This window comes from Paenibacillus sp. JL3B1040 (assembly GCF_057063165.1).
Window position 1 is genome coordinate 1,539,678 of sequence record NZ_CM169317.1, and the last position, 21,840, is coordinate 1,561,517.

The window sequence follows — 21,840 nt, forward strand, 5'->3', positions numbered from 1 at the left end:
CTGCCGGCATCCTCCACATGCGTGAGGAACCGGTTCGCAGGCTCGCTCGCTTAAATTGTTTATTCCACGGCAACTGCCTCCGACGGCATGCGGCTCTCCAGCCAACCGAGCACATCCGACATCACATCGTCGCGGTTGATTTCGTTCAGCATTTCGTGGCGGCCACCGGGATACAGCTTCACCTCGACGTCCTCAAGGCCCAGCCGGGCGTAGAGCTCGGCCAGCCGCCGCACGCCGGCGCCGTTTCGGCCGACCGGATCGAGATCGCCGCCGAAGATGTAGACCGGCTTCTCCTTGGGGATGGCTCGCATGTTCTCCGGACGGTGGATCTCCTGCAGCAGGCCAAAAAATCCGTAAAAGAAGCCGGCACTGCACAAGAAGCCGCAGTGCGGGTCGGCGATGTATTTATCGACTTCCTCCTCGTCCCGGGAGAGCCAGTCGAACGGCGTCCGCGCGGGGAGGAAGTTCCGGTTGAAGCTGCCGAAGGTCAGCGCGTTCATCAGCAGACTGGGATGGCTGTCGCCTTGCAGCCGGGCCTGCAGGCGGGCCAGGCTGCGGCCTAGGCCCAGCAAGCCTCTCGGCCCGTTCGTCCCCGAGAGAATGAACCCGGCGTAAGGCTCAGGAGCCCGGTACATGACCTTCTGCGTCAGAAAGGAGCCCATGCTGTGGCCGAGCAGGAACAGCGGCAGATCCGGGAGCTCCCGGTGGATGATCTTCGAGAGACGAACCATATCCTCCGCCATGCCGGTAAAGCCTCGCTTGCCCGGCCAGCCCAACTCCTCGGGACTGCCGGCGGTGCGGCCGTGGCCGCGGTGGTCGTTCGCGTACACGATGAAGCCGCGGGCGGTCAGCACTCGCGCCAGGCGCTCGTATCGCTTGGCCGTTTCCGCCATGCCGTGGGCGATTTGCAGTACGCCCCGCGGCGGCGCCTCGGAGTCGGCGGCGCTCCAGCGGTACGCGAAAGCGCCATGGCCGGTGTCGTTATCGAAGGTAAACGTATGCTCTTCCAACGCACAGCCCTTCTTTCCTTGAATTTACGAGAGGAACTTAAGCCAGGAACGTCGGCTGGAAAAATTCGATCCGTTCGCCGTCCGGTCCGTTGAAGAAGAAGAACCGGCAGCCGTTCGGCAAGCTGCGAATTTCCGGATCGAGCCCCGACAAGCCCAATGCGGAAATGCGGGCGTACTCCTCCTCGATCTCGCTGGCCGTAAAGGCGATGTGATGTACTTTGCCCTCGTTCGCCAGCTCCTCGCCTTCGCGGAGGTTGATCAGCTCGACTTCGACCGTCTCTTGTCCCGGGAAGGTCAGGAAGGCCAACCGCAGCGGATCTCCCACTTCACCGATCGTGGACAGCAGCTTCATGCCGATAATTCGTTCGTAAAACTCAATGGAATCCTCCAGCGCCGAAACGCGGATTCCGATATGCTCAATTTTGCGAATCCCCATAGCGATGACCCCCAACGTTATTTAAATTTGCTTATTTCTTTTCAATGGCGACCAAATAAGGCGCCGCCGGCCTTTGCGGCTGCCGGTACAAGATCGCCTGTCCGGCGGAAGCGGGCAGCACCGCCGCCCAGGCCTCCACCGCCGCCGCTTCGGCGCCGCCGCCGGGATGGCCGGGATACAGGACGGCCGTCAAGATCCCGCGCGGCCGCAGCAGGCTAAGGCCGGCCTCTAAGGCGGGCAGCGTGCTGTCCGGCCGCGTGATCAGCGCCGGGTCGGCCCCCTCGGCGGGAAGATAGCCGAGGTTGAACATCACGGCGCCCAGCCGGCCGTGCACGTCCGCCGGCAGGGCGGCCGCCATGTCCGCGTGGCTTGCCTGGAGCAGGGAGACACCGGCGATGGAGTCCGCCGGCTCCTTGGCCAGCCTGGCCCGCGTCAGCGTCAGCGCCTGCGGCTGGATATCGAAGGCGAACACCCGCCCCTTCGGTCCGCAGGCCTTGGCCAGGAACAGCGTGTCCGCGCCGGTGCCCGCCGTGGCGTCGACCGCGGCGTCGCCGGGGGCCAGCCGTTCGCCCGCCAGTTTATGGGCGTAACTTAACACGGAGAGGAAGCCCATGCGTGATCAGCGTCCTCTCCAGAATTTGCCCTGCCAAGAATCGCGGCGCTTCAGCTCCGCGTCGATGGCGTTGAGCACTTCCCATTTTTTGAGGCTCCACATCGGGCCGATGAGCAGGTCGCGCGGAGCGTCTCCGGTCAGCCGGTGCACGATCATTTCCGGCGGGAGAAACTCCAGCGTATCCGCGATCAGCTTCACGTATTCGTCCTGCTCCAGGAAACGCAGCAGGCCCGCCTCGTATTGCTTGACCATCGGCGTTTTGCGCATCAGATGGAGCAGATGGATTTTGATGCCCTGCACGTCCATGTTCGCCACGGCACGGCCGGTTTCCAGCATCATTTCGTGCGTTTCCTGCGGCAGGCCGTAAATGATGTGCGTGCATACGCGAATGCCCCGCTTGCGCAGCTTCTCCACGGCCTCGAGGTAGCACTGCGTGTCGTGCGCCCGGTTGATGAGCGCGGACGTTGTCTCGTGGATCGTTTGCAGGCCCATTTCCACCCAAAGGTACGTGCGCTCGTTGAGCTCGGCCAAATAATCGACGACATCGTCCGGCAGGCAATCCGGTCTCGTGGCGATGGATAAGCCGACGACGCCCGGCTGCTCGAGGATCGCCTCATAATACTCGCGAAGCACCTCCACCGGCGCATAAGTATTCGTATAGGCCTGGAAATATCCGATGTATTTGGCGTGCGGCCACTTCTGATGCTGCCGGTCGCGGATCGTGGCGAACTGCGTGACCAGATCGTCCCGCCGGCTTCCGGCAAAGTCGCCCGACCCCCGGGCGCTGCAGAACGTGCAGCCGCCCTTAGCGATCGAGCCGTCCCGGTTCGGACAAGTGAATCCGGCATCCAGCATCACCTTAAATACCTTGCCCCCGAACTCGCGTCGCATCTCCGTATTCCATGTATGAAATCTTTTGTCCCCCCACCAAGTAGGGGTGTCCGTCATCAGTGTACTCATTGCGGCTCCTTCATTTTGTCACAAAATAATTTATGCATATTTATACAACGGCGAAAGCCCCGTCCGTACGCCGCTTCCACTGGATTTATTGTATCAAATTTCGCGCGAAAAGGGGAAGTGAGCTTGCCAGATTCCTTGCGGCGGGTTCCGGAATATGTTATTTTGAAACTATCAAATCCGTTGGACCCCAATTCCAAAATATATCGAAAAGGGAATCACTCGTTTCGTCTCCCCGGCGAACGGCTGGTTCCTTTTTCATTGCGCGCTTTACATTTGCGGCGATCTTCGGCACAATATTGCAAGGAATGGATACCAAGAAAGCGGAGGAATAACATGCGTTTACGCGGCAGAAAAGGAATACGGGAGCATCTGGAGCAGCAGCGGGAGCTGGTTGTGCTGGATCCCCGGGAATATAAAGGACGCTGGTCGGAGGTGTTCGGCAACGGCCGGCCGATCCATGTCGAGCTTGGCATGGGCAAAGGCCAGTTCATCAGCGGCATGAGCGTGAAATATCCGGACGTGAATTTCATCGGCATGGATATGTACGACGAGCTGATCCGCCGGGCCAGCGAGAAGGTGCGCGCGAGGTGGGCGGAGAAGGGCGGGCTCGAACCCCAAACGGTTCGTTTGGCGCTAGGCAACATTGAAATGATCGAGGATTTTTTTGCGCCGGGGGAAGTGGAGCGCATTTATTTGAACTTTAGCGATCCGTGGCCGAAGAGGAAGCATTGGCGCCGGCGGCTCACCCATCCGCGCTTTTTGGAGAAATACCGCCGGCTCCTGAACGAAAACGGCGAGATTCATTTCAAGACGGACTCGCGCGTGCTGTTTGAGTTTTCGCTGAACGCCATTGCCGCGGTCGGCCTGCAGATGAGCGACATCTCGCTCAGCCTGCATGAAGGCGGGATTAATGAGGCCCATGTCATGACGGAATACGAGAGCAAATTCGTTGGACAGGGGATGCCGATCTACCGCTGCGAGGTCATCGTCGGCGAAGCCGCGCTGCGGCGTTATCAGGAACGAAAGATGGAGATGTTTGAATAGCGAACAAAAGCGGAGCAGGATCCCTATCCTTTGCTCCGCTTTTGTTTTGCGACCTGCCTGTTCACCGGGCCGGTTACTTTCGGATGAAATTCGTGTTTCCCAGAAGATCGATGATAGCTTGAGCACTTTGCAATGGCCGGAACCGGGCGATATGGTTCAGGACCTCTTCCCGTTTGCGGACGACTTCGTCATATTGTTCGGTCAATCGTTTGATCCAGTCGGTAATGTCGTCTAACGAATTGATCGGCGTTCCCCAGCCCTGCTCCGCGAAATAATGCGAATTTTCTTCTTCCTGACCGGGAAGGGGCTTGTGGAACAGCATCGGGATGCCTTTGGCCAGCCCTTCGGAGCAGGTCATGCCGCCCGGTTTGGTGATGAGCAGATCGGAAACCTCCATCAGCTTGTCGATTTCCTTCGTGAACCCGAGCAAATGGATGTTCGGATGGATGAACCGAGGGTCCTTTTTCATCTTCTCCAGCGACTTCTCGTTGCTGCCGAAGCAGAAGATGACCTGGATTTGCTCTCGGTACAAGGCGAGCAGCGAATTGACCGCTTCGTCCTTCATGAACCCCCAACCCCCGCCCATAACCAGTACGGTAGGCATCTCCTTCAAACGGAATTGCAGGCGGATATCCTCCTTACGGTGGCGTTCCCAGAAATTGGGGTGGACCGGAATGCCGGTGATCAGGATTTTGTTCTTGTCGACGCCCCGTTCCATCAGTTTGCTCTGCACCTGGTCGGTGGAGACAAGGTAGCAATTCACTTCCCGGCTGACCCAGGCGCCGTGCACGTCGTAATCGGTAATGACGGTACAAAGCGGAACGTCCAGCATGCCCAGCCGTTTCAGGCGCGAGATCACCGCGCTGGGAATCGGATGAGTGCAGACGATCACGTCGGGATGAAGCTGACGGATGATTTGAATCGTACGCGTATAAAAAATCCGATGAAGAGCCAGCGTCGTCAATCGGTTCAAAGACTTTTTGTAGTTGCTGCGATACATCATACGGACAAGCCGAGGTTGCGAGGACACCGTTTTTTTGTAGGCGGTGATAATGATCGGCGCCACTCTAGGGTTCAAAAAACTGCCAAGCTCCAAGACTTTCGTCTGAATGTTTGGCGCTATCTTTCGTAGACTGCTGGAGAGCGCGTAGGCCGCTTGCGTATGACCAGCTCCAAACCCCTCGGATAAAAGCAAGACTCTCTGTTTTTGCACTTTGGTTTCACCTTTTCCTGCAAGGTTTTCCTACTGTCTACAATATCCCCTTTATGCCCAGAATGCAACCGTTCCAAGCGCTACGGAGGCGCCGATCACGGCCCCGGCCAAGGTGTCCGAAGGATAATGAAGACCTAAATAAATGCGCGACAACGCCACAAGCAATGCCAACGGCAAAAGCAGCAGAATGAGCCCGGGAGCGGCTGCCATAAAAGGCACCGTGACGGAAAAAATGGCCGTCGTATGCCCGGATGGGAACGAGTGGTCCGTCAGCGGATTTCGGAAAGTGTTCGTGCCCGGCAGCGTTAAGTAGGGCCGGAGGCGCGGGTAGGCTTTTTTTACAAGGGCTACCGGAAGGTGGCTGACCGCGAGCGCCACGCAGGATTGCAGACCGACTTTGCTCCACGGCTGCGGAGCGGCTAACCATATCAGCAAGGACGAGAGAATGGTAAACCAAGCTCCTCCCAAATGAGTTAAATGGTACAGCCAAAAATTCAGGAAACTGCGGTGCAGGCGGCCGTTGATTCCTACAAAGAGCTGCCGATCGAGTTGTTGAAGCTTTCGGAATAAACGAGTCATGAGATCCCTCCGCACGATGTTTGGCCGTGTTTATACAGCCCGAAAACTGCCAACTGTGCTCGTCCAAGAGCGGCCCGTCTCGAATAGCATGGCATTTTCAGGATAGACTTATCATATTTTTAATCCATGGCCTTTTCAAGGACGTTTTTTGCGTTGCAGGCCGCGCTCTTTTTTGACTTTTTATCCATCGCCCCTGTGCAATGATTCAAATCATAGCAAATTTGTTTAAAATAAAGGGTGCAGAATTGTAAACTTTTTGCCGGGTCTTCGCGTTTATGTAAATGTAACGTCAACAGGTCGTCGGTCGGTCGTGAAAAAAAGAAGAAAAAGAAATAAAAAATGCCAAAAGTGATGAAAATAAGATGTAGCCGTACCTGGGGGCAGGATGCGGCGGTCCCGTATGCGAAAATCGCCCGACTTCACAGCTATTTGAGCGACGGCGGGGCCATAGTGATTTTGACAAAAGCAGCGATGTCATGGAAAATCGAAATGGTTCAAAAAAAGAGCCGGCAATCGCGAGAAAAAAAGAAGCAAGAAGAAATGAATGGGTCATAACAACAAAAAAACTCCGAAAACAAAAAAAGAAAAAACTCGGAGAAAAAGGGGGCAAGAAATCATGTTGGATGTCATCTTGATCTCGCTGCAAGTCGTGCTTGCGGTGGTAGGGGTGTATCAATTTGGTTTGGCTTTATTCGGCATGTACAGGAAGAAGAACAAAGTGCAACACGCTCCGAGCAAATCCTTTGCCGTGCTGGTCGCGGCGCATAACGAGGAAAAAGTGGTCGGCGCTTTAATGGAGAACTTGAAGCAACTGAACTATCCGAAAGAATTGTACGACGTATTTGTCATTTGCGATAACTGTACCGATAACACCGCAAGCATCGTCCGCACCCACGGCATGAACGCTTGCGTCCGCAGCAACCCGCATCTGCGGGGCAAAGGCTACGCGATCGAATGGATGCTGAAGCAGTTGTGGAAGATGCCGCGCCAATACGATGCGGTCGTCATGTTCGACGCCGACAACCTGGTTCATCCGGACTTCCTGCGCGAAATGAACAACGATCTTTGCTCCGGCGCCCGGGTCATCCAAGGGTATATCGACACGAAGAATCCGGAGGATTCCTGGATCACCGCTTCTTACGGGATCTCCTACTGGTACTGCAACCGTCTGTGGCAGTTGTCGCGGACCAACCTGAAGATGGCGAATTTCCTCGGGGGCACGGGGATGTGCTTCGAGACCGAGCTGCTGAAGGAAATCGGCTGGGGCGCGACAAGCCTGGTCGAAGACCTGGAGTTCACCATGCGCTGTGTCGAACGCGGCGTCTACCCGGTATTCAACTATGACGCCAAGCTGTTCGACGAGAAGCCGCTGACGTTCAAAGCGTCGGCTCGCCAGCGCCTGCGCTGGATGCAGGGGCACTTCACCGTCGCTCGCCGCTATTTCTTCCCGCTGCTGTGGAAGAGCATTAAGGAACGGAACATGGTGAAGCTGGACATGGCGCTCTACGGCGCCAACGTCTACATCGTGCTGTTAACGTTCCTGCTGACGGCGTTCATCTGGGTCGACCAGTCGCTGCTTAGCGGCCCGCATATCGATACGCTGTACGGCTACCTGCCGATGTGGGTATCCTACGTGGCGATCATCGCGAACGTCTTTATTTTCCTGATGGCGATGTTCCTGGAGAAGGTGAAGTCCAAGAAGGTCTATGCTTACCTGATCCTGTTCCCGATTTATCTGATTTCCTGGTGGCCGATCACGTTCTACGCGTTCTTCACGCAAAACAACAAGCAGTGGAGCCATACGCAGCATACGCGGGTAGTCCGTCTAGAAGAAGTCCAAAGCAACAAGGTGAGTTAAAAACCGACTTTTGACTTTTGAAGATATAAGGCTGAATCTGAATCGTCTTCGAAGAAAAGGCATCCTTATATCGCAAGAAAAACTTCCGTTTAAGGCGGTCTGGCCCCAAAGAAATTACATCGATAAAGTTTTTCTTATCACGAAGCAATAGCTGACGAAGCAGGCTCGGCGTCGAATCTTGATTTCAGCCGGGCTTTCGGTTTGAATAAGGTGAAAAAGTAACGCTATTCCGGCCTGATGCTGGATTTCTGGTCAAATAAGGTGATTTCATCATTCTATTTACGGTCGGCAAGGGACTAAAGGGTGGTTTTAAGCGAAATAAGGTGAAAAGATCACGCTATTTCCCCGCAAAACACCGAAGTCTAGAAAATAAGGTGATCAAATCACTTTATTTCATTTCGCCATTTCGCCATTTCGCTGTTTCGCCTTCGCAAACCGGATGAAACGGGATGGGCCTGCGGCACCTCGGAGGACACCGGAGGCCCCCATATTTTATTCGCGGTTTCCCTTGACTTGGCGGAAGGCACATGATATAGTATTTGAGGTTGCAAGAAGTTTTTGGATTGCAAGCAGAGGCCCCGGCTTCTCACCTGACCGACGTTCGTGTTGGCTGGTTTTGATCCGTTGATTTATGAATGAATATTCATGAAGACTAACGATCAATGAGGGATGCGGGTGAGGACCTGCATCCTTTTTATGTGCGCGAGTACCGGTCAAAGTCATTAACTTAAGACCATTTGGAGGTGGAGAATTATCAGTAAGGAACATTTGATCAATGATGAGATTCGTGCGAAAGAGGTCCGTCTGGTGGGTGCCGAAGGTGAACAAATCGGCATTAAGCCGCTGCGCGAAGCGCTGCAAATGGCGATCGACTTGAATCTGGATCTGGTGAACGTTGCGCCGACTGCCAAGCCGCCGGTTTGCCGGATTATGGACTATGGCAAGTTCCGTTACGAGCAGCAGAAGAAAGAGAAGGAAGCCCGCAAGAATCAGAAAATTGTGGACATCAAGGAAGTGTGGTTCCGCGCGAATATCGAGGAACACGACTTCCAGACGAAACTTCGCAATGTGATCAAATTTTTGAAAGATGGCGACAAGGTAAAGTGCTCGGTTCGCTTCCGCGGACGGGAAATTACCCATGCCGACATCGGGAAGAAAATTCTCGACCGCGTCAAGGATGAGGTTGCGGAAATCTCAACCATTGAGCGTCATCCGAAATTGGAAGGACGCAGCATGATCATGATTTTGGCACCGAAAAATTAATGTTTGTTTTCTATATATGATCGTACCGTTCACGGAATGACTCGGAAGGAAAACAGGCGCTCACAAACTTTGAGGGGGAAGTACAATGCCTAAAATGAAAACCCACAGCAGCCTGAAAGGCCGCTTTAAAATTACCGGATCCGGTAAAGTAAGACGTTACAAAGCGAACCGCAATCACTTGCTGTCCCATAAGTCGAAACGTGCAAAACGTGTTTTGGCCAACAGCCCAGTTGCTTACGCGGGCGACGTGAGCCGCATGAAACAACAACTGGCAAACTTGAAGTAAAAAAAAGCAGTTCAAAAAGTCATCTTTTGTGATCACGAAGCGGATCATGGAGCATAATCAACATCGAAACGCTACTTCATTCAACCTTCTCGGTGCTGAAAACCTGACTTTTTGAACCTCATTCAATCAATCACAACTTATTGGGAGGTTTTTTAAATGGCAAGAGTAAAAGGCGGATTCGTCGTTCGTCGTCGTCATAAGAAAGTATTGAAACTGGCTAAAGGTTATTTTGGTTCGAAGCACCGCATTTTCAAAACGGCTAACGAGCAAGTGATGAAGTCCTTGCTATACGCATACCGCGACCGCCGCACGAAAAAACGCGACTTCCGCAAACTGTGGATCGTTCGAATCAACGCCGCAGCCCGTATGAACGGTTTGTCCTACAGCAAGATGATGCATGGCCTGAAGCTTGCTGACGTAAACATCAACCGCAAAATGCTGGCTGATCTGGCCGTTAACGACCTGAATGCTTTCAATTCTCTGGCTGCCGTAGCCAAAGAGAAAATCAACGCTTAAGTTCAGACGATTAAGGCGCTGTTTCCGGTGATCCCGGGACGGCGCTTTTTTTGGGGATGCCGGGACAACCAAGGATACATAAACAATGCCGGAACGTTCCTGCGCAACGGATCGGGATTTGAATCGAATGTAAATTCGTGGAATCGAACGCTGGCCTGTGCGGTTGGCTTGGCAAGAAGATTCGCCGGTTAGGCATGGAAATAGTGAAAATTAGGAATGCTATATGTAAGCCGCACAAGCATGTCCGGATATCCATACGAACCCGGTAAAACACCGATATTCCAGTAGGTTTTACTTGTTAATGTTCGGAAATAACGGTGTTTCGGGAACGACTTTACATGAAGCGAACATTGGATGATAAATCTGTCGAAAGTAAGCGTTTTATCTAAAATAAAGGCGAAAATTATTTAACCCAGGGTTGTTAAAAGTATGGATTTTAGCCTATTTTGCAGGTATAATCGGTCTGTGTGGTCAACTTAGACAAGGCTCACAAAAAATTAAGGGGGATTAACCGCAATGAACAAAGCCTTCAAGCTATCTTTACTCATGGTGCTCGCATTTACTCTGATTTTGGCGGGATGCGGCAACAACAATGCAGCGAATAACGGTGGAGCCGCCAATACCGGGAACGCCGGCAATACTGCCGACAACACGCAAGCGGGCAATGGCGGGGACACGGCAACCGATGCATCGAAGATTAAGATCGGTCTGGTAACCGACGTGGGCGGCGTGAACGACAAATCCTTCAACCAATCCGCATGGGAAGCGCTCGAAGCGTTGAACAAAGAACAAGGCATTCAGCACAAGTATCTGCAAAGTAATCAAAGCTCCGACTACGTTCCGAACCTGACGCAATTTGTGCAAGGCGGTTACGATTTGACTTGGTCGATCGGTTTTGACCTTGGCGATGCCACAAAACAGGTCGCTGACGCGAATCCGAACGCCAAAATGGCGATCATCGACAACGTCGTTGAGGCTCCTAACGTTGAATCCGTTACGTTTGCCGAAAATGAAGGTTCCTTCCTTGTTGGCGTAGTAGCGGGCCTGACGACAAAAACGAACAAAATCGGTTTTGTCGGCGGTGCCGAAAGCCCGGTTATCAAACGTTTCGAAGTTGGTTTCCAAGCAGGCGTCGCGGCGGTTAATCCGGATGCCAAAGTAACGGTTACTTATGCAGGTGCTTATGACAAGCCGGATATCGGGAAATCCCTGGCAACCCAATTGTTCAACGATGGCGCCGACATCATTTTCCCGGCTGCGGGTCAAACGGGGAACGGCGTATTTAATGAGGCGACTGCCCGCAACCAAGCCGGCGGCGCGAACAAATTGTGGGTTATCGGGGTCGACAAGGACCAATCGATTGAATTCGGCGATGAAGTGACCTTGACTTCCATGATGAAACGCGTTGACGTTGCCGTGAAGAATGTCAGCCAGCAAGTGATCGACGGCACGTTCAAAGGCGGCCAAGTCACCAACCTGACGCTGAAAGAAGACGGCGTAGGCTTGCCGGAAGAGAACCCGAACCTGAGCCAAGAAATTCTGGACAAGGTCGAAGAATTCAAGCAAAAAATCGTTAACGGCGAAGTTACGGTTCCTGCCGAGTAATCCAGCAGGTTGAGACGTTTACGTCCGGACGGGCAGTGCAATATAATAGAGTTATTCAAGCAGGCAAGGCCAGTGGATCAACTGGCCTTGTTGCTTGCGTTAATCCCATAATGGTGAGGGTGGTTTCATGAACGCTGCGGCTCCCGTAGTCGAGTTGAAGCAAATCACAAAGCGTTTTCCCGGTGTTGTCGCAAACGACTCCATCAGCCTGACCTTGCGCAAGGGCGAAATTCATGCCCTGCTCGGCGAGAACGGTGCGGGCAAATCGACGTTGATGAACATATTGTTTGGCCTTTATCAGCCGGATGAAGGCTCGATCGAGATGAACGGTCAGCCGGTGACGATCGACAATCCCAATAAGGCGATCAAGCTGGGAATCGGCATGGTTCACCAGCATTTCAAGCTCGTACAGCCTTTTACGGTTACCGAGAATATCATTCTTGGCATGGAACCCACAAAGGGACTTAAAATCGACTATAAATCGGCGTCCGCCCAGGTGGCGAAATTGTCGGAGCAGTACGGCCTTCAAGTTGACCCCGACTCGAAAATCCACGACATTTCCGTCGGGATGCAGCAGCGGGTCGAGATTATGAAAATTCTGTTCCGCGGCGCGGATATCCTTATATTTGACGAGCCGACCGCCGTGCTTACGCCTCAGGAAATCGAAGAACTGATGGCCATCATGAGACGGTTGGTGGCGGAAGGCAAATCGATCATTTTGATTACGCATAAATTGAAGGAAATTATGGAGATTTCGGACCGGGTCACGATTATCCGACGCGGTAAAGTTATCGATACCGTGGAGACGAATCAGACGAACCCCCAGGAATTGGCGGAGAAAATGGTCGGCCGCGGCGTCTCCTTCAAAGTGGATAAACAAGAGCCTCAAATCGGACAACCTGTGTTGCAGCTAAGCGATTTGAAAGCGAAGGGCAAGCATGGCATCCCTGTGCTGAACGGGCTTAATCTGGAGGTGCGCGCCGGGGAAATCGTCGGCATAGCCGGGGTTGACGGGAACGGGCAAAGCGAACTGATCGAAGCGATCACCGGGCTGCGCAAAATCGAGTCGGGATCGATCAAACTGTCGGGCAAGGAAATTGCCAACCTGTCGGCCCGGAAAATCATCGAAAGCGGGTTGTCCCACATCCCTGAAGACCGCCACAAGCACGGCCTGGTTCTGGACTTCTCCGTCAGCGAAAACATGGTGCTGGAGACGTACTACCAAGCGCCATACAGCAAGGGAGGCCTGCTGAATCAACGGGCGATCGACGAGCATGCCAAGCAATTGGTCGAGGCGTTTGACGTGCGTACGCCAAGCGTGGAAACGAAAGCGCGCTCCTTGTCCGGGGGGAACCAGCAGAAGGCGATTATTGCGCGGGAAATAGACAAGGACCCGGACCTGCTGATCGCGGCTCAGCCGACGCGGGGACTGGACGTCGGGGCGATCGAATTCGTTCATAAACAGCTGATCGAACAGCGGGACCAAGGCAAAGCGGTACTGCTGATCTCCTTCGAGCTGGACGAAATCATGAACGTGTCCGATCGGATTGCCGTCATTTATGAAGGACGCATCGTGGGCGAAGTGCTTCCGCAGGAAACCAACGATCAAGAGCTTGGCCTAATGATGGCGGGAAGCCTGGAGCGGGGAGGTCAAAGCGTTGGATAAATTGCGAAAAATATTTACGTTGGACAGCGTCATTCTTCCGCTCGTTGCCATCGTGCTCGGTTTATTGGTTGGCGCGGTTGTCATGCTGATCGGGGGGTACAATCCGATCGTTGCCTATAGTGCGCTGTTGCAGCGGGTTGTAGGGAATCCTTACGACTTCGGCGAAACGATCCGTCAAATCACTCCGTTGATGTTTACGGGTTTGGCGGTTGCATTTGCGTTTCGTTCCGGGATGTTCAACATCGGCGCGGACGGACAGGTTCTGATCGGCATGACGGTGGCCACGGCGGTATCGCTATCATTCTCGGAATTGCCATCCGGCATTCTGGTTCCTTTGGCGGTGATTGCCGGCGGGATCGGAGGCGGCCTTTGGGCGGGGATCGCCGGATACCTGAAAGCGAAACGGGGCATCAATGAAGTCATCACTACGATCATGCTCAACTGGACGGCGTTGTATTTATCGAACTACGTCATCCGCAATTTTTACCTGCTAAAAGGTCAAAACCGTTCGGAAGACATCGCGGCGTCCGCGTCGATGACCTTCCTGAACGATGTATTTAATAATGCCCGGATCCATTGGGGAACGGTGATCGCTCTTCTGACGGCGGTATTCTTCTTTGTTTACCTTTGGAAAACGAAGCAAGGCTACGAAATGCGTTCCGTCGGTCTGAACCCGAATGCGGCGGAATACGCCGGTATGAACGTCAGCCGCAACATCGTCAAGGCGATGTTCATCAGCGGGGTGTTTGCCGGCCTCGCCGGCACCTTCGAGGTGCTGGGCGTGTTCCATTACCAATCGGTCTTCGCCGCTTCGCCGGGTTACGGCTTTGACGGCATCGCCGTCGCGCTGCTCGGCATGAACCATCCATTTGGCGTGGTGCTCGGCTCGATCCTCTACGGCGTGCTGACGTACGGCTCGGCCGGGATGAGCTTTAGCGCCGGAGTACCTCCGGAGCTGATCAAGATCGTGATCGGCTCGATCATATTCTTCATTGCCGCTCAGGGCATCGTGAGAATCGTACTGAAGCCGTTTTACCTGAAGCGCAAGAAAGAGAAGGTGTCGTAAGATGGACGTACTTACACTGCTTGGTCAATTGCTGAACTCCACCCTCGTGTTTTCGACGGCGTTGATCTTCACGGCGCTTGGCGGCATCTTCTCCGAGCGTTCCGGCGTCGTCAACATCGGGCTGGAAGGGTTGATGATCTTCGGCGCGTTTGCCGCCGGCGTAGGGACTTATTATGCCCAGGAAGCGGGCATGGGTGCCTTTTCGCCCTGGGTCGGGGTTATTGCAGCCATGGTTATGGGGGCAATCGGCGCCTTAATACATGCCGTCGCCACGATCACGTTTAAGGCGGATCAGACGATCAGCGGGATCGTCATCAACTTCCTGGCGGCGGGCTTAACCGTGTACGCCGTCAAGCTGCTGTTCGAAGGATCCGCCGAAACGCCGCTGGTGACGGTGTTCCACAAATTCCCGATTCCGGTGCTGCGCGACATTCCGATCATCGGGGAGGGCTTCTTCAACTCTTATCCGACGACATATCTGGCCTTGATCCTGGTTGGGGTCATCTATTTCGTATTGTTTAAGACGCCGTTTGGATTGCGGTTGCGTTCCGTCGGCGAACATCCAAGCGCTGCGGATACCCTTGGGGTGAACGTGAAGAAAATGCGTTACATCGGGGTGCTTCTCAGCGGTGCGCTCGGGGGAATCGGCGGCGCAACCATCACGTTGACGACGACCAGTACGTTTGCCCATAACACGATTTCCGGCCAAGGCTTTATCGCCATCGCGGCGATGATCTTCGGGAAATGGAACCCGCTGGGCGCCTTCGGCGCGGCGATGTTCTTCGGTTTCTCGCAAGCGATCCGCAACTATGTACAGTTGTTTGAATGGTCGCGGAGCATTCCGCAGGAGTTTATCTTTATGATCCCTTACGTGCTGACGATTATCGTCCTTGTCGGGGCGGTGGGACGCTCCTCGGCGCCGGCGGCGCTGGGAACGCCCTACGATCCGGGGAAACGCTAATCATCAAGCAAAGGATGCTGCCATCGGCAGCATCCTTTTTTCGTACAGTGGACAGGGGCCCGTTTATCGGCAGCCAAGGCGATGGTGCAAGCAAGGAGGGAGACGAGCGAATAGGTTAGGGGTGAACACAAAATAGCCGAGTCAAACGGTTCGGCCAGAGCGGTTTTCGCGGCTATAGGATCTAACCCGACAGGAGGAATTAGGATGGGCAGAACGGTTACGAGAAAAGAAGCCGAGAAATGGCTGGGCAAACAGGTCGCGGCTTATAAAAAAGACGGTACGGTAGTAACGGGCAAACTGGTGAAGATCAGCGGCAATCGGTTGATCCTTCGTCAAGCTCCGGGTAAAAAAGTCAGAACGAAAGCGTTGATCCCGCTAGTGTTGTTCGATCTCTTGGCGATCGGCACCGCTCCGTACGCTTATGGCGGCGTGCCTTACGGAGGTGTTCCGTATGGTGGAGTTCCCTACGGCGGAGTTCCCTACGGAGGCTACCCTTCCCCGTTTTTCTGGTAAATTGGCTTAGCTGCGGCTGGGCAGTTTTTTTTCCAGCTCATAACATTGGGACAACGGGACGTAACGCTGGGTCCGGTAGCCCAATTTGCGGTAAAATAGGTGGGCCCGGGTATTGTCCCGGTCCACCATTACTTTTGCGCGCAGACAACCCCGCGAGACGGCGAAATTTTCCGCATGGGCCATCAGCGATTTGCCGTGGCGCTGCCGCTGGTGCGCCGATGCCACCGCCATCATATCGATGTACAATAAATCGCCGTGGATGAGAAAATGAATGAAAGCAACGGGATCGGCTTCGTAGGTAGGCGAAGCGACCAGCGAGACGCCGCGCGCCAGCCGCCCCGGGAGATCCTTGAAGACGGCCTCGATGTCCTGAGGAGGCATATGGGAGAAGGGGACAAGCTCCATGCGGACCAGATTGTGTATGACGGGATCGTCCTGTTTCGGCCTTCTGTATCGAATCATGCGCGCATCTCCTCCTAACCGTGCATAATTTTGGGCGATATCTTTTATCATATGAGAGGAGGGAGGGGAAGGGTTCCTGACGGAAACTTTAATTCTTTAGGGTATTGACTCGTGGTGTAAACTAATCATATAATGTTTCTAAACATTTTAAGACATATCTTGCAAACGGCAATGATGAGGACGAAGCTTTAAGGGCTCTTTGCTCAGAGAGTGGATGGATTTGCTGAGACCACCACCAAAATCCCTTAACTGCGAGCTCACCTCGGAGCTGTTTCCCTGAAAAGCTGCAAGCCATCCGCGGTGGCGCTTGCGTCCAAGGCTTAGTAGGGGGAATCGTATGGTCCGCGTTACGGATCACGAGTAAGGCGACTTTCGCTTTTACTCGTCAAGGCTTGGCACTGCGAGGTGCCGGGTAAAAATGGGTGGTACCACGAAGGATCAAACCTTTCGTCCCTCGGAGCAGGAAACTGTTCCGGCGGGCGGAAGGTTTTTTTAGTTTAATAAGAGTTTCAAAAGTCAGCTTTTCAGCACCGAGAAGGTTGGATGAAGTTAGGGAGTGAGTAGCGGAGCGTAGCTGGAAGCTACGTGAGCAACGGAAGGACCGGCTGAATTCAAGATTCGATGCCGAATCCACTTCAAGAGTTACTTCGTGATCAAAAGTTGACTTTTAAACAACCTATGATAAGGAGGATGACTGATGAGTACGCAAATTCCAGAAGTACGCTCTACAGAACAATTACGAGAGAAATGGATGAAACCGGAAGTCATTACGGGTTCCGAAATCCTGCTTCGCAGCTTGCTTTTGGAAGGTGTCGAGTGCGTCTTCGGGTATCCGGGCGGAGCGGTGTTGTACATTTACGACGCGTTGTACGGATTTACCGATTTCCACCACCTGCTGACGAGACATGAGCAGGGCGCCATCCATGCGGCGGACGGGTACGCCCGGGCCACCGGTAAAGTCGGCGTATGCATCGCCACCTCCGGTCCGGGAGCGACCAACACGGTGACGGGAATTGCCACCGCGTTCATGGACTCCGTCCCGCTTGTGGTCATTACGGGGAATGTCGTCTCCAGCCTGATCGGCACGGATGCGTTCCAAGAAGCGGATATTACCGGCATTACGATGCCGATTACGAAACACAGCTATCTCGTCCGGCGCGTCGAGGATTTGCCGCGCGTTATCCACGAAGCGTTCCACATTGCGAACACCGGACGGAAAGGGCCGGTCCTGATCGACATTCCGAAGGACGTGTCGGCGAACAAAGCTTTGTTCGAACCATCCCAGACTATCAACCTGCGCGGTTACAATCCGACGGTGGTACCGAACCGGCTGCAGCTGGACAAATTGGCATCGGCCATTCAGGAAGCCGAGCGTCCGGTCATTATTGCCGGAGGCGGCGTCGTCTACTCCGGCGGGCATGAGCAGCTGTTCGAATTTGTAAACAAGACGCAAATTCCGATTACGACAACGCTGCTCGGCTTGGGCGCTTTTCCAAGCGGTCATGAGCTCTGGATGGGAATGCCGGGAATGCACGGCACGTATACAGCCAATCAGTCGATTCAGCAGTCCGATTTGCTGATCAATATCGGGGCGCGGTTTGACGACCGGGTGACCGGCAAGCTGGACGGATTTGCACCGCAGGCCAAAATCGTGCATATTGATATCGACCCGGCGGAAATCGGCAAAAACGTCCACGCGGACATACCGATCGTCGGCGACGTGAAAACGGTGCTGGAGCTGTTGAATCCGCTCGTATCCCGCGCGGACAAAGCGGATGCGTGGAGAGCGCAGATTCAACGCTCGAAAGTCGAGAAGCCGCTGAAGTACATCGATTCGGATACTGTGTTGAAGCCGCAGTGGGTGATTGAGCTGCTGAATGATACGACGGGCGGCGAAGCGATCGTCACGACCGACGTCGGACAGCATCAAATGTGGGCGGCGCAGTATTATAAATTCAACCAGCCCCGTTCCTGGATTACCTCGGGCGGCCTTGGGACGATGGGCTTCGGATTCCCGTCGGCGATCGGCGCGCAAATGGGGCATCCCGACCGGTTGGTCATCTCGATCAACGGCGACGGCGGCATGCAGATGTGCGCCCAGGAGCTGGCGATCTGCGCGATCAACAACATCCCGGTCAAAGTCGTCGTCATCAACAACCAAGTGCTCGGCATGGTTCGGCAATGGCAGGAATTGATCTATGACAACCGCTACAGCCATATCAATCTCGAAGGCAGCCCGGATTTCGTCAAACTGGCGGAAGCTTACGGCGTGAAAGGCCTGCGGGCGACGAACAAGGATGAAGCCAGACGCGTATGGCAGGAAGCGCTCGACACGCCGGGACCGGTTCTGGTGGAATTCGTGGTCAGCAAAGAGGAAAACGTATATCCGATGGTTACCCAGGGTTCCACCATTGATCAAATGCTGATGGGGGACAATGAATGATGATGAAAAGCCATGCGATTTCCGTTTTAGTGAACGACCAGCCGGGTGTTCTGCAGCGCGTGGCCGGCCTGTTCGGCCGGCGCGGCTACAATATCGAAAGCATTACCGTGGGCCAATCCGAGGAAGAGGGATTGTCCCGGATGATCATCGTCACGCAAGGCGATGACAAAACGCTTGAGCAAATCGAGAAGCAACTGTACAAACTGATCGACGTTATCAAGGTCGTGAATCTCAGTTCCAGACCGATGGTCGCGCGCGAGCTCGCTTTGATCAAGGTCAAATCCGAGCCGGCGGAGCGCCCGGAAATCATGGGTGTGGTGGAAACGTTCCGCGCCGCGGTCGTCGATATCGGGACGAACAGCATGATGGTCCAAGTCGTCGGCGATACCGAAAAGATCGACGCGATGATCGAACTGCTCCGTCCCTACGGTATCCGGGAGCTGTCGCGCACCGGCGTCACCGCCATGATTCGCGGGAACGCCTAAGCTCCCGAACCGAACCGTAATTGCGCCGCTCCCTGCGGCTCCCCCTTCGCCAGGCGCCGGGCGGGTGTTTGAGGGGATCGATGATGCCAAGATGCCGCTTTATCGCTTCAAGGCGTCGGTCCATTGAAACACCCGCTCGTCACAGGCGGAGGGAACTATACTTATTTTAATCAAGGGCACAGCTTGACTGTCCCGCAAATCTTAGGAGGGCATAAGAAATGGCAGTTACTTTGTACTATGAACAAGATGCAGAACTCAGCGTATTGAAAGGAAAAACGATCGCGATCATCGGTTACGGCAGCCAAGGACATGCCCATGCGCAAAACCTGCGCGAAAGCGGACTGAATGTCGTCATCGGCCTGCGCGAAGGCAAATCCTTCAACAAAGCGAAGGAGGACGGTTTTGAGGTATTGTCCGTTGCGGAAGCGACCAAACGCGCAGATGTCGTGCAAATCCTGATGCCGGACGAAACCCAAGCTGCCGTATACAACAGCGAAATCGCACCGAACCTGAAAAAAGGCGCCGCTTTGCTGTTTGCTCACGGTTTTAACGTGCATTTCGGACAAATCGTGCCTTCCCCGGATAACGATGTATTGCTCGTTGCTCCGAAATCGCCGGGCCACATGGTTCGCCGCACGTATGTGGAAGGCTTCGGCGTTCCCGGCTTGATTGCCATCCACCAGGATGCGACCGGCCAAGCCAAAGAAATCGGCCTTGCGTATGCGAAAGGGATTGGCTGTACACGCGCCGGGGTGATCGAAACCTCCTTCCGCGAAGAAACCGAAACCGATTTGTTCGGCGAACAAGCGGTATTGTGCGGCGGCGTAACGGCCCTGATCAAAGCCGGCTTCGAAACGCTGGTGGAAGCGGGTTACGCTCCGGAAATGGCGTACTTCGAGTGCTTGCACGAAATGAAGCTGATCGTCGACTTGATCTATGAAGGCGGCATGGCGACCATGCGCGACTCCATTTCCAACACGGCGGAATACGGGGATTATGTAACAGGCCCTCGCATCGTGACGGAAGAAACGAAGAAAGCGATGAAAGAAGTGCTCTCCGATATCCAGCAAGGCAAATTCGCTCGCGACTTCATTCTCGAGAACCAATCGAACCGCGCGTTCCTTACCGCGACTCGCCGCAACGAAGCGAACCATCCGATCGAAGTGGTCGGCAGAGAGCTTCGCGGCTTGATGCACTGGATCAAGAAATAAACGGAATACCGTTGATATGGCTTAACGTAAGATAATGATGAGCCTGAATACCCAATGCGGCCGCCCCTTTTGCGTGAGCCGCATTGGAGCTTTTCGGAGGAGGTGCATGGCATGCGCAAAATCTACATTTTCGATACGACGCTTCGGGATGGCGAGCAATCTCCCGGAGTGAACCTGAATACTCGCGAAAAGCTGGAGATCGCTTACCAGTTGGAGAAGCTTGGGGTCGACCGAATCGAAGCGGGTTTTCCCGCAGCTTCGCCGGGGGATTTGGCGGCTGTCAACGCCGTGGCGCGAGCGGTCAAGAAATCGACGGTGATCGGTTTGTCGCGGTCGCGCACGCAGGATATCGAGGCGGTTCGCGAAGCGCTGCAAGGGGCGGAGGATCCCTGCATCCATTTGTTCCTGGCGACGAGTCCGATCCACCGGAAATATAAATTAAAGATGGACAAAGACCAGGTGCTGGAAACGGCGCAGGCCGCGCTGCGGTATGCCCGGAAGTATTTTTCGAAGATCGAGTTTTCCGCTGAGGACGCCGGCCGAACCGAGCTGGATTTCCTGTGCGAGATGACGGCGATGGCCATTCGCGAGGGCGCTTCCGTAGTCAATATTCCGGACACGGTCGGATATTTGTATCCCGAGGAATACGGCAACATCTTTCGTACGCTGAAAGAGAAGGTACCCGGTATCGAGAAAATCCAGTTGAGCGCCCATTGCCATGACGATTTGGGACTGGCGACGGCGAATTCGCTGGCCGCGATCTTGGGCGGCGCCGATCAAATCGAAGGGACGATCAACGGGATCGGGGAACGAGCCGGCAATACCGCGCTGGAGGAAGTGGCGCTGGCGCTGGAGACCCGCTATGACTTCTTTGGTGCGAAAACGTCGCTCGAGCTGTCGGAAATCGCCCGTACGAGCCGGCTGGTCAGCCGTTTGACCGGGATGGTCGTGCCGGGGAACAAGGCGATCGTCGGTGCCAATGCGTTTGCCCACGAATCCGGTATCCATCAGGACGGCATGCTGAAGGAGAAAACCACTTACGAAATCATGTCGCCGGAAACGATCGGTCTCAAGGAGAGCAAATTGGTGCTTGGCAAGCATTCCGGGCGTCACGCTTTCCGCGAGAAGCTGGTGGATATGGGATATACGCTGGACGACGAGCGCTTGAACGAAGCTTTCGCCAAATTCAAGGTGCTGGCCGACAAGAAGAAGGAAGTCACCGACGAGGATTTGCTCGCGATTGTCGAAGAGAAGCTGATCGATACGCCGGAGGAATTCCGGCTCGAAACGATTTTTGTCTCATACGGCAACGAGTCGACGCCGGCGGCGAAGGTGCGGCTGGTCACCCTTGGTGGCGACATCATCGAGAAGGAAGCCGAGGGCAACGGTTCGGTTGACGCAATTTACAATGCGATCGACCTGGCTTCCGGCGAAGATGTCAAACTGGCCGACTATTCGATCAAATCGGTCAGCCACGGCAAGGACGCTCAAGGGGAAGTGCACGTCGTTCTGACCCAAAACGGCGTATCCGTGCAGGGCCGGGGCGTCAGCACCGACATTCTGGAAGCGAGCGCCCGCGCGTATGTTGATGCCATTAACCGGTTAATTGAGAAGAGAAAATCCAACTCCGCGATTCGGTCGTAACCGAAC

The 21,840-nt window shown here is 54.5% G+C and carries 22 protein-coding genes; 15 read left to right on the top strand and 7 right to left on the bottom strand.

Features of this window, described 5'->3' with window-relative positions:
* Nucleotides 1–59 precede the first annotated feature (59 nt).
* The 4 genes from ACZF99_RS06785 to mnmL form a co-directional block, all read right to left on the bottom strand.
* A complete protein-coding gene (locus ACZF99_RS06785) occupies nt 60–893 on the bottom strand; it encodes a lysophospholipase (RefSeq protein WP_483612586.1) in 834 nt (277 codons plus the stop codon).
* Nucleotides 894–1,047: 154 nt separating this feature from the next.
* Complete coding sequence (locus ACZF99_RS06790; protein ID WP_483610194.1) at nt 1,048–1,446, bottom strand: VOC family protein; 399 nt, start codon at nt 1,444–1,446, stop codon at nt 1,048–1,050.
* Between the two features lie 31 nt (nt 1,447–1,477).
* Nucleotides 1,478–2,059, bottom strand: a complete 582-nt coding sequence (gene mnmM / locus ACZF99_RS06795) for a tRNA 5-(aminomethyl)-2-thiouridylate-methyltransferase MnmM (RefSeq protein ID WP_483610196.1) — start codon at nt 2,057–2,059, stop codon at nt 1,478–1,480.
* Between the two features lie 6 nt (nt 2,060–2,065).
* Nucleotides 2,066–3,019 (bottom strand): tRNA modification radical SAM protein MnmL/YtqA, encoded by a 954-nt coding sequence (mnmL, locus tag ACZF99_RS06800; protein WP_483610198.1) that lies wholly within the window; start codon nt 3,017–3,019, stop codon nt 2,066–2,068.
* A gap of 333 nt (nt 3,020–3,352) precedes the next feature.
* Here mnmL and trmB point away from each other — a divergent pair, with 333 nt between their 5' ends.
* Nucleotides 3,353–4,063, top strand: coding sequence for a tRNA (guanosine(46)-N7)-methyltransferase TrmB (gene trmB / locus ACZF99_RS06805; RefSeq protein WP_483610200.1), 711 nt, complete (start codon nt 3,353–3,355; stop codon nt 4,061–4,063).
* Nucleotides 4,064–4,136: 73 nt separating this feature from the next.
* Here trmB and ACZF99_RS06810 read toward each other — a convergent pair whose 3' ends face one another.
* Both ACZF99_RS06810 and ACZF99_RS06815 read right to left on the bottom strand, forming a co-directional pair.
* Nucleotides 4,137–5,276, bottom strand: coding sequence for an MGDG synthase family glycosyltransferase (locus ACZF99_RS06810; RefSeq protein ID WP_483610202.1), 1,140 nt, complete (start codon nt 5,274–5,276; stop codon nt 4,137–4,139).
* 51 nt (nt 5,277–5,327) lie between these two features.
* Nucleotides 5,328–5,855, bottom strand: a complete 528-nt coding sequence (locus tag ACZF99_RS06815; protein ID WP_483610204.1) for a phosphatase PAP2 family protein — start codon at nt 5,853–5,855, stop codon at nt 5,328–5,330.
* A gap of 476 nt (nt 5,856–6,331) precedes the next feature.
* Here ACZF99_RS06815 and ACZF99_RS06820 point away from each other — a divergent pair, with 476 nt between their 5' ends.
* The 10 genes from ACZF99_RS06820 to ACZF99_RS06865 all read left to right on the top strand — a co-directional run bounded on the left by ACZF99_RS06820 (nt 6,332) and on the right by ACZF99_RS06865 (nt 15,589).
* Nucleotides 6,332–6,490 carry a hypothetical protein gene (locus ACZF99_RS06820; protein WP_483610205.1) on the top strand — a complete coding sequence of 53 codons (159 nt, stop codon included), beginning with the start codon at nt 6,332–6,334 and terminating at the stop codon, nt 6,488–6,490.
* Complete coding sequence (locus tag ACZF99_RS06825) at nt 6,472–7,713, top strand: glycosyltransferase family 2 protein (protein ID WP_483610207.1); 1,242 nt, start codon at nt 6,472–6,474, stop codon at nt 7,711–7,713. Before ACZF99_RS06820 ends, ACZF99_RS06825 begins: the two co-directional genes overlap by 19 nt.
* Nucleotides 7,714–8,481: 768 nt before the next feature.
* Nucleotides 8,482–8,976 carry a translation initiation factor IF-3 gene (infC, locus tag ACZF99_RS06830; protein ID WP_483610209.1) on the top strand — a complete coding sequence of 165 codons (495 nt, stop codon included), beginning with the start codon at nt 8,482–8,484 and terminating at the stop codon, nt 8,974–8,976.
* Between the two features lie 85 nt (nt 8,977–9,061).
* Entirely contained in the window at nt 9,062–9,262 is a 201-nt protein-coding gene (gene rpmI, locus ACZF99_RS06835; RefSeq protein ID WP_059046389.1) for a 50S ribosomal protein L35, read from the top strand.
* A gap of 156 nt (nt 9,263–9,418) precedes the next feature.
* Nucleotides 9,419–9,778 carry a 50S ribosomal protein L20 gene (gene rplT / locus ACZF99_RS06840; protein WP_483610211.1) on the top strand — a complete coding sequence of 120 codons (360 nt, stop codon included), beginning with the start codon at nt 9,419–9,421 and terminating at the stop codon, nt 9,776–9,778.
* A 516-nt stretch (nt 9,779–10,294) separates the two neighbouring features.
* Nucleotides 10,295–11,383: a BMP family lipoprotein gene (locus ACZF99_RS06845; RefSeq protein WP_483610213.1), complete on the top strand. Its 1,089-nt coding sequence runs from the start codon at nt 10,295–10,297 to the stop codon at nt 11,381–11,383.
* Between the two features lie 127 nt (nt 11,384–11,510).
* A complete protein-coding gene (locus ACZF99_RS06850) occupies nt 11,511–13,049 on the top strand; it encodes an ABC transporter ATP-binding protein (RefSeq protein WP_483610215.1) in 1,539 nt (512 codons plus the stop codon).
* Nucleotides 13,042–14,115: an ABC transporter permease gene (locus ACZF99_RS06855; RefSeq protein ID WP_483610217.1), complete on the top strand. Its 1,074-nt coding sequence runs from the start codon at nt 13,042–13,044 to the stop codon at nt 14,113–14,115. Before ACZF99_RS06850 ends, ACZF99_RS06855 begins: the two co-directional genes overlap by 8 nt.
* Before the next feature lies 1 nt (nt 14,116).
* Nucleotides 14,117–15,076, top strand: coding sequence for an ABC transporter permease (locus ACZF99_RS06860; protein WP_483610219.1), 960 nt, complete (start codon nt 14,117–14,119; stop codon nt 15,074–15,076).
* Nucleotides 15,077–15,280: 204 nt separating this feature from the next.
* Entirely contained in the window at nt 15,281–15,589 is a 309-nt protein-coding gene (locus tag ACZF99_RS06865; RefSeq protein WP_483610221.1) for a hypothetical protein, read from the top strand.
* Between the two features lie 6 nt (nt 15,590–15,595).
* On the opposite strand, the gene ACZF99_RS06870 is transcribed toward ACZF99_RS06865, so the two are convergent.
* On the bottom strand, nt 15,596–16,051 hold the full coding sequence (locus tag ACZF99_RS06870) for a GNAT family N-acetyltransferase (RefSeq protein WP_483610223.1): 456 nt from the start codon (nt 16,049–16,051) through the stop codon (nt 15,596–15,598).
* A gap of 697 nt (nt 16,052–16,748) precedes the next feature.
* Between ACZF99_RS06870 and ilvB the strand changes: the two genes are divergently transcribed.
* The 4 genes from ilvB (at nt 16,749) to ACZF99_RS06890 (ending at nt 21,834) form a co-directional block, all read left to right on the top strand.
* Nucleotides 16,749–18,494 (top strand): biosynthetic-type acetolactate synthase large subunit, encoded by a 1,746-nt coding sequence (ilvB, locus tag ACZF99_RS06875; RefSeq protein WP_483610225.1) that lies wholly within the window; start codon nt 16,749–16,751, stop codon nt 18,492–18,494.
* Nucleotides 18,491–18,979, top strand: coding sequence for an acetolactate synthase small subunit (gene ilvN, locus ACZF99_RS06880; RefSeq protein ID WP_240271188.1), 489 nt, complete (start codon nt 18,491–18,493; stop codon nt 18,977–18,979). Before ilvB ends, ilvN begins: the two co-directional genes overlap by 4 nt.
* Before the next feature lie 218 nt (nt 18,980–19,197).
* On the top strand, nt 19,198–20,190 hold the full coding sequence (ilvC, locus tag ACZF99_RS06885) for a ketol-acid reductoisomerase (protein ID WP_483610228.1): 993 nt from the start codon (nt 19,198–19,200) through the stop codon (nt 20,188–20,190).
* A gap of 111 nt (nt 20,191–20,301) precedes the next feature.
* Nucleotides 20,302–21,834 carry a 2-isopropylmalate synthase gene (locus ACZF99_RS06890; protein WP_483610230.1) on the top strand — a complete coding sequence of 511 codons (1,533 nt, stop codon included), beginning with the start codon at nt 20,302–20,304 and terminating at the stop codon, nt 21,832–21,834.
* Nucleotides 21,835–21,840 lie beyond the last annotated feature (6 nt).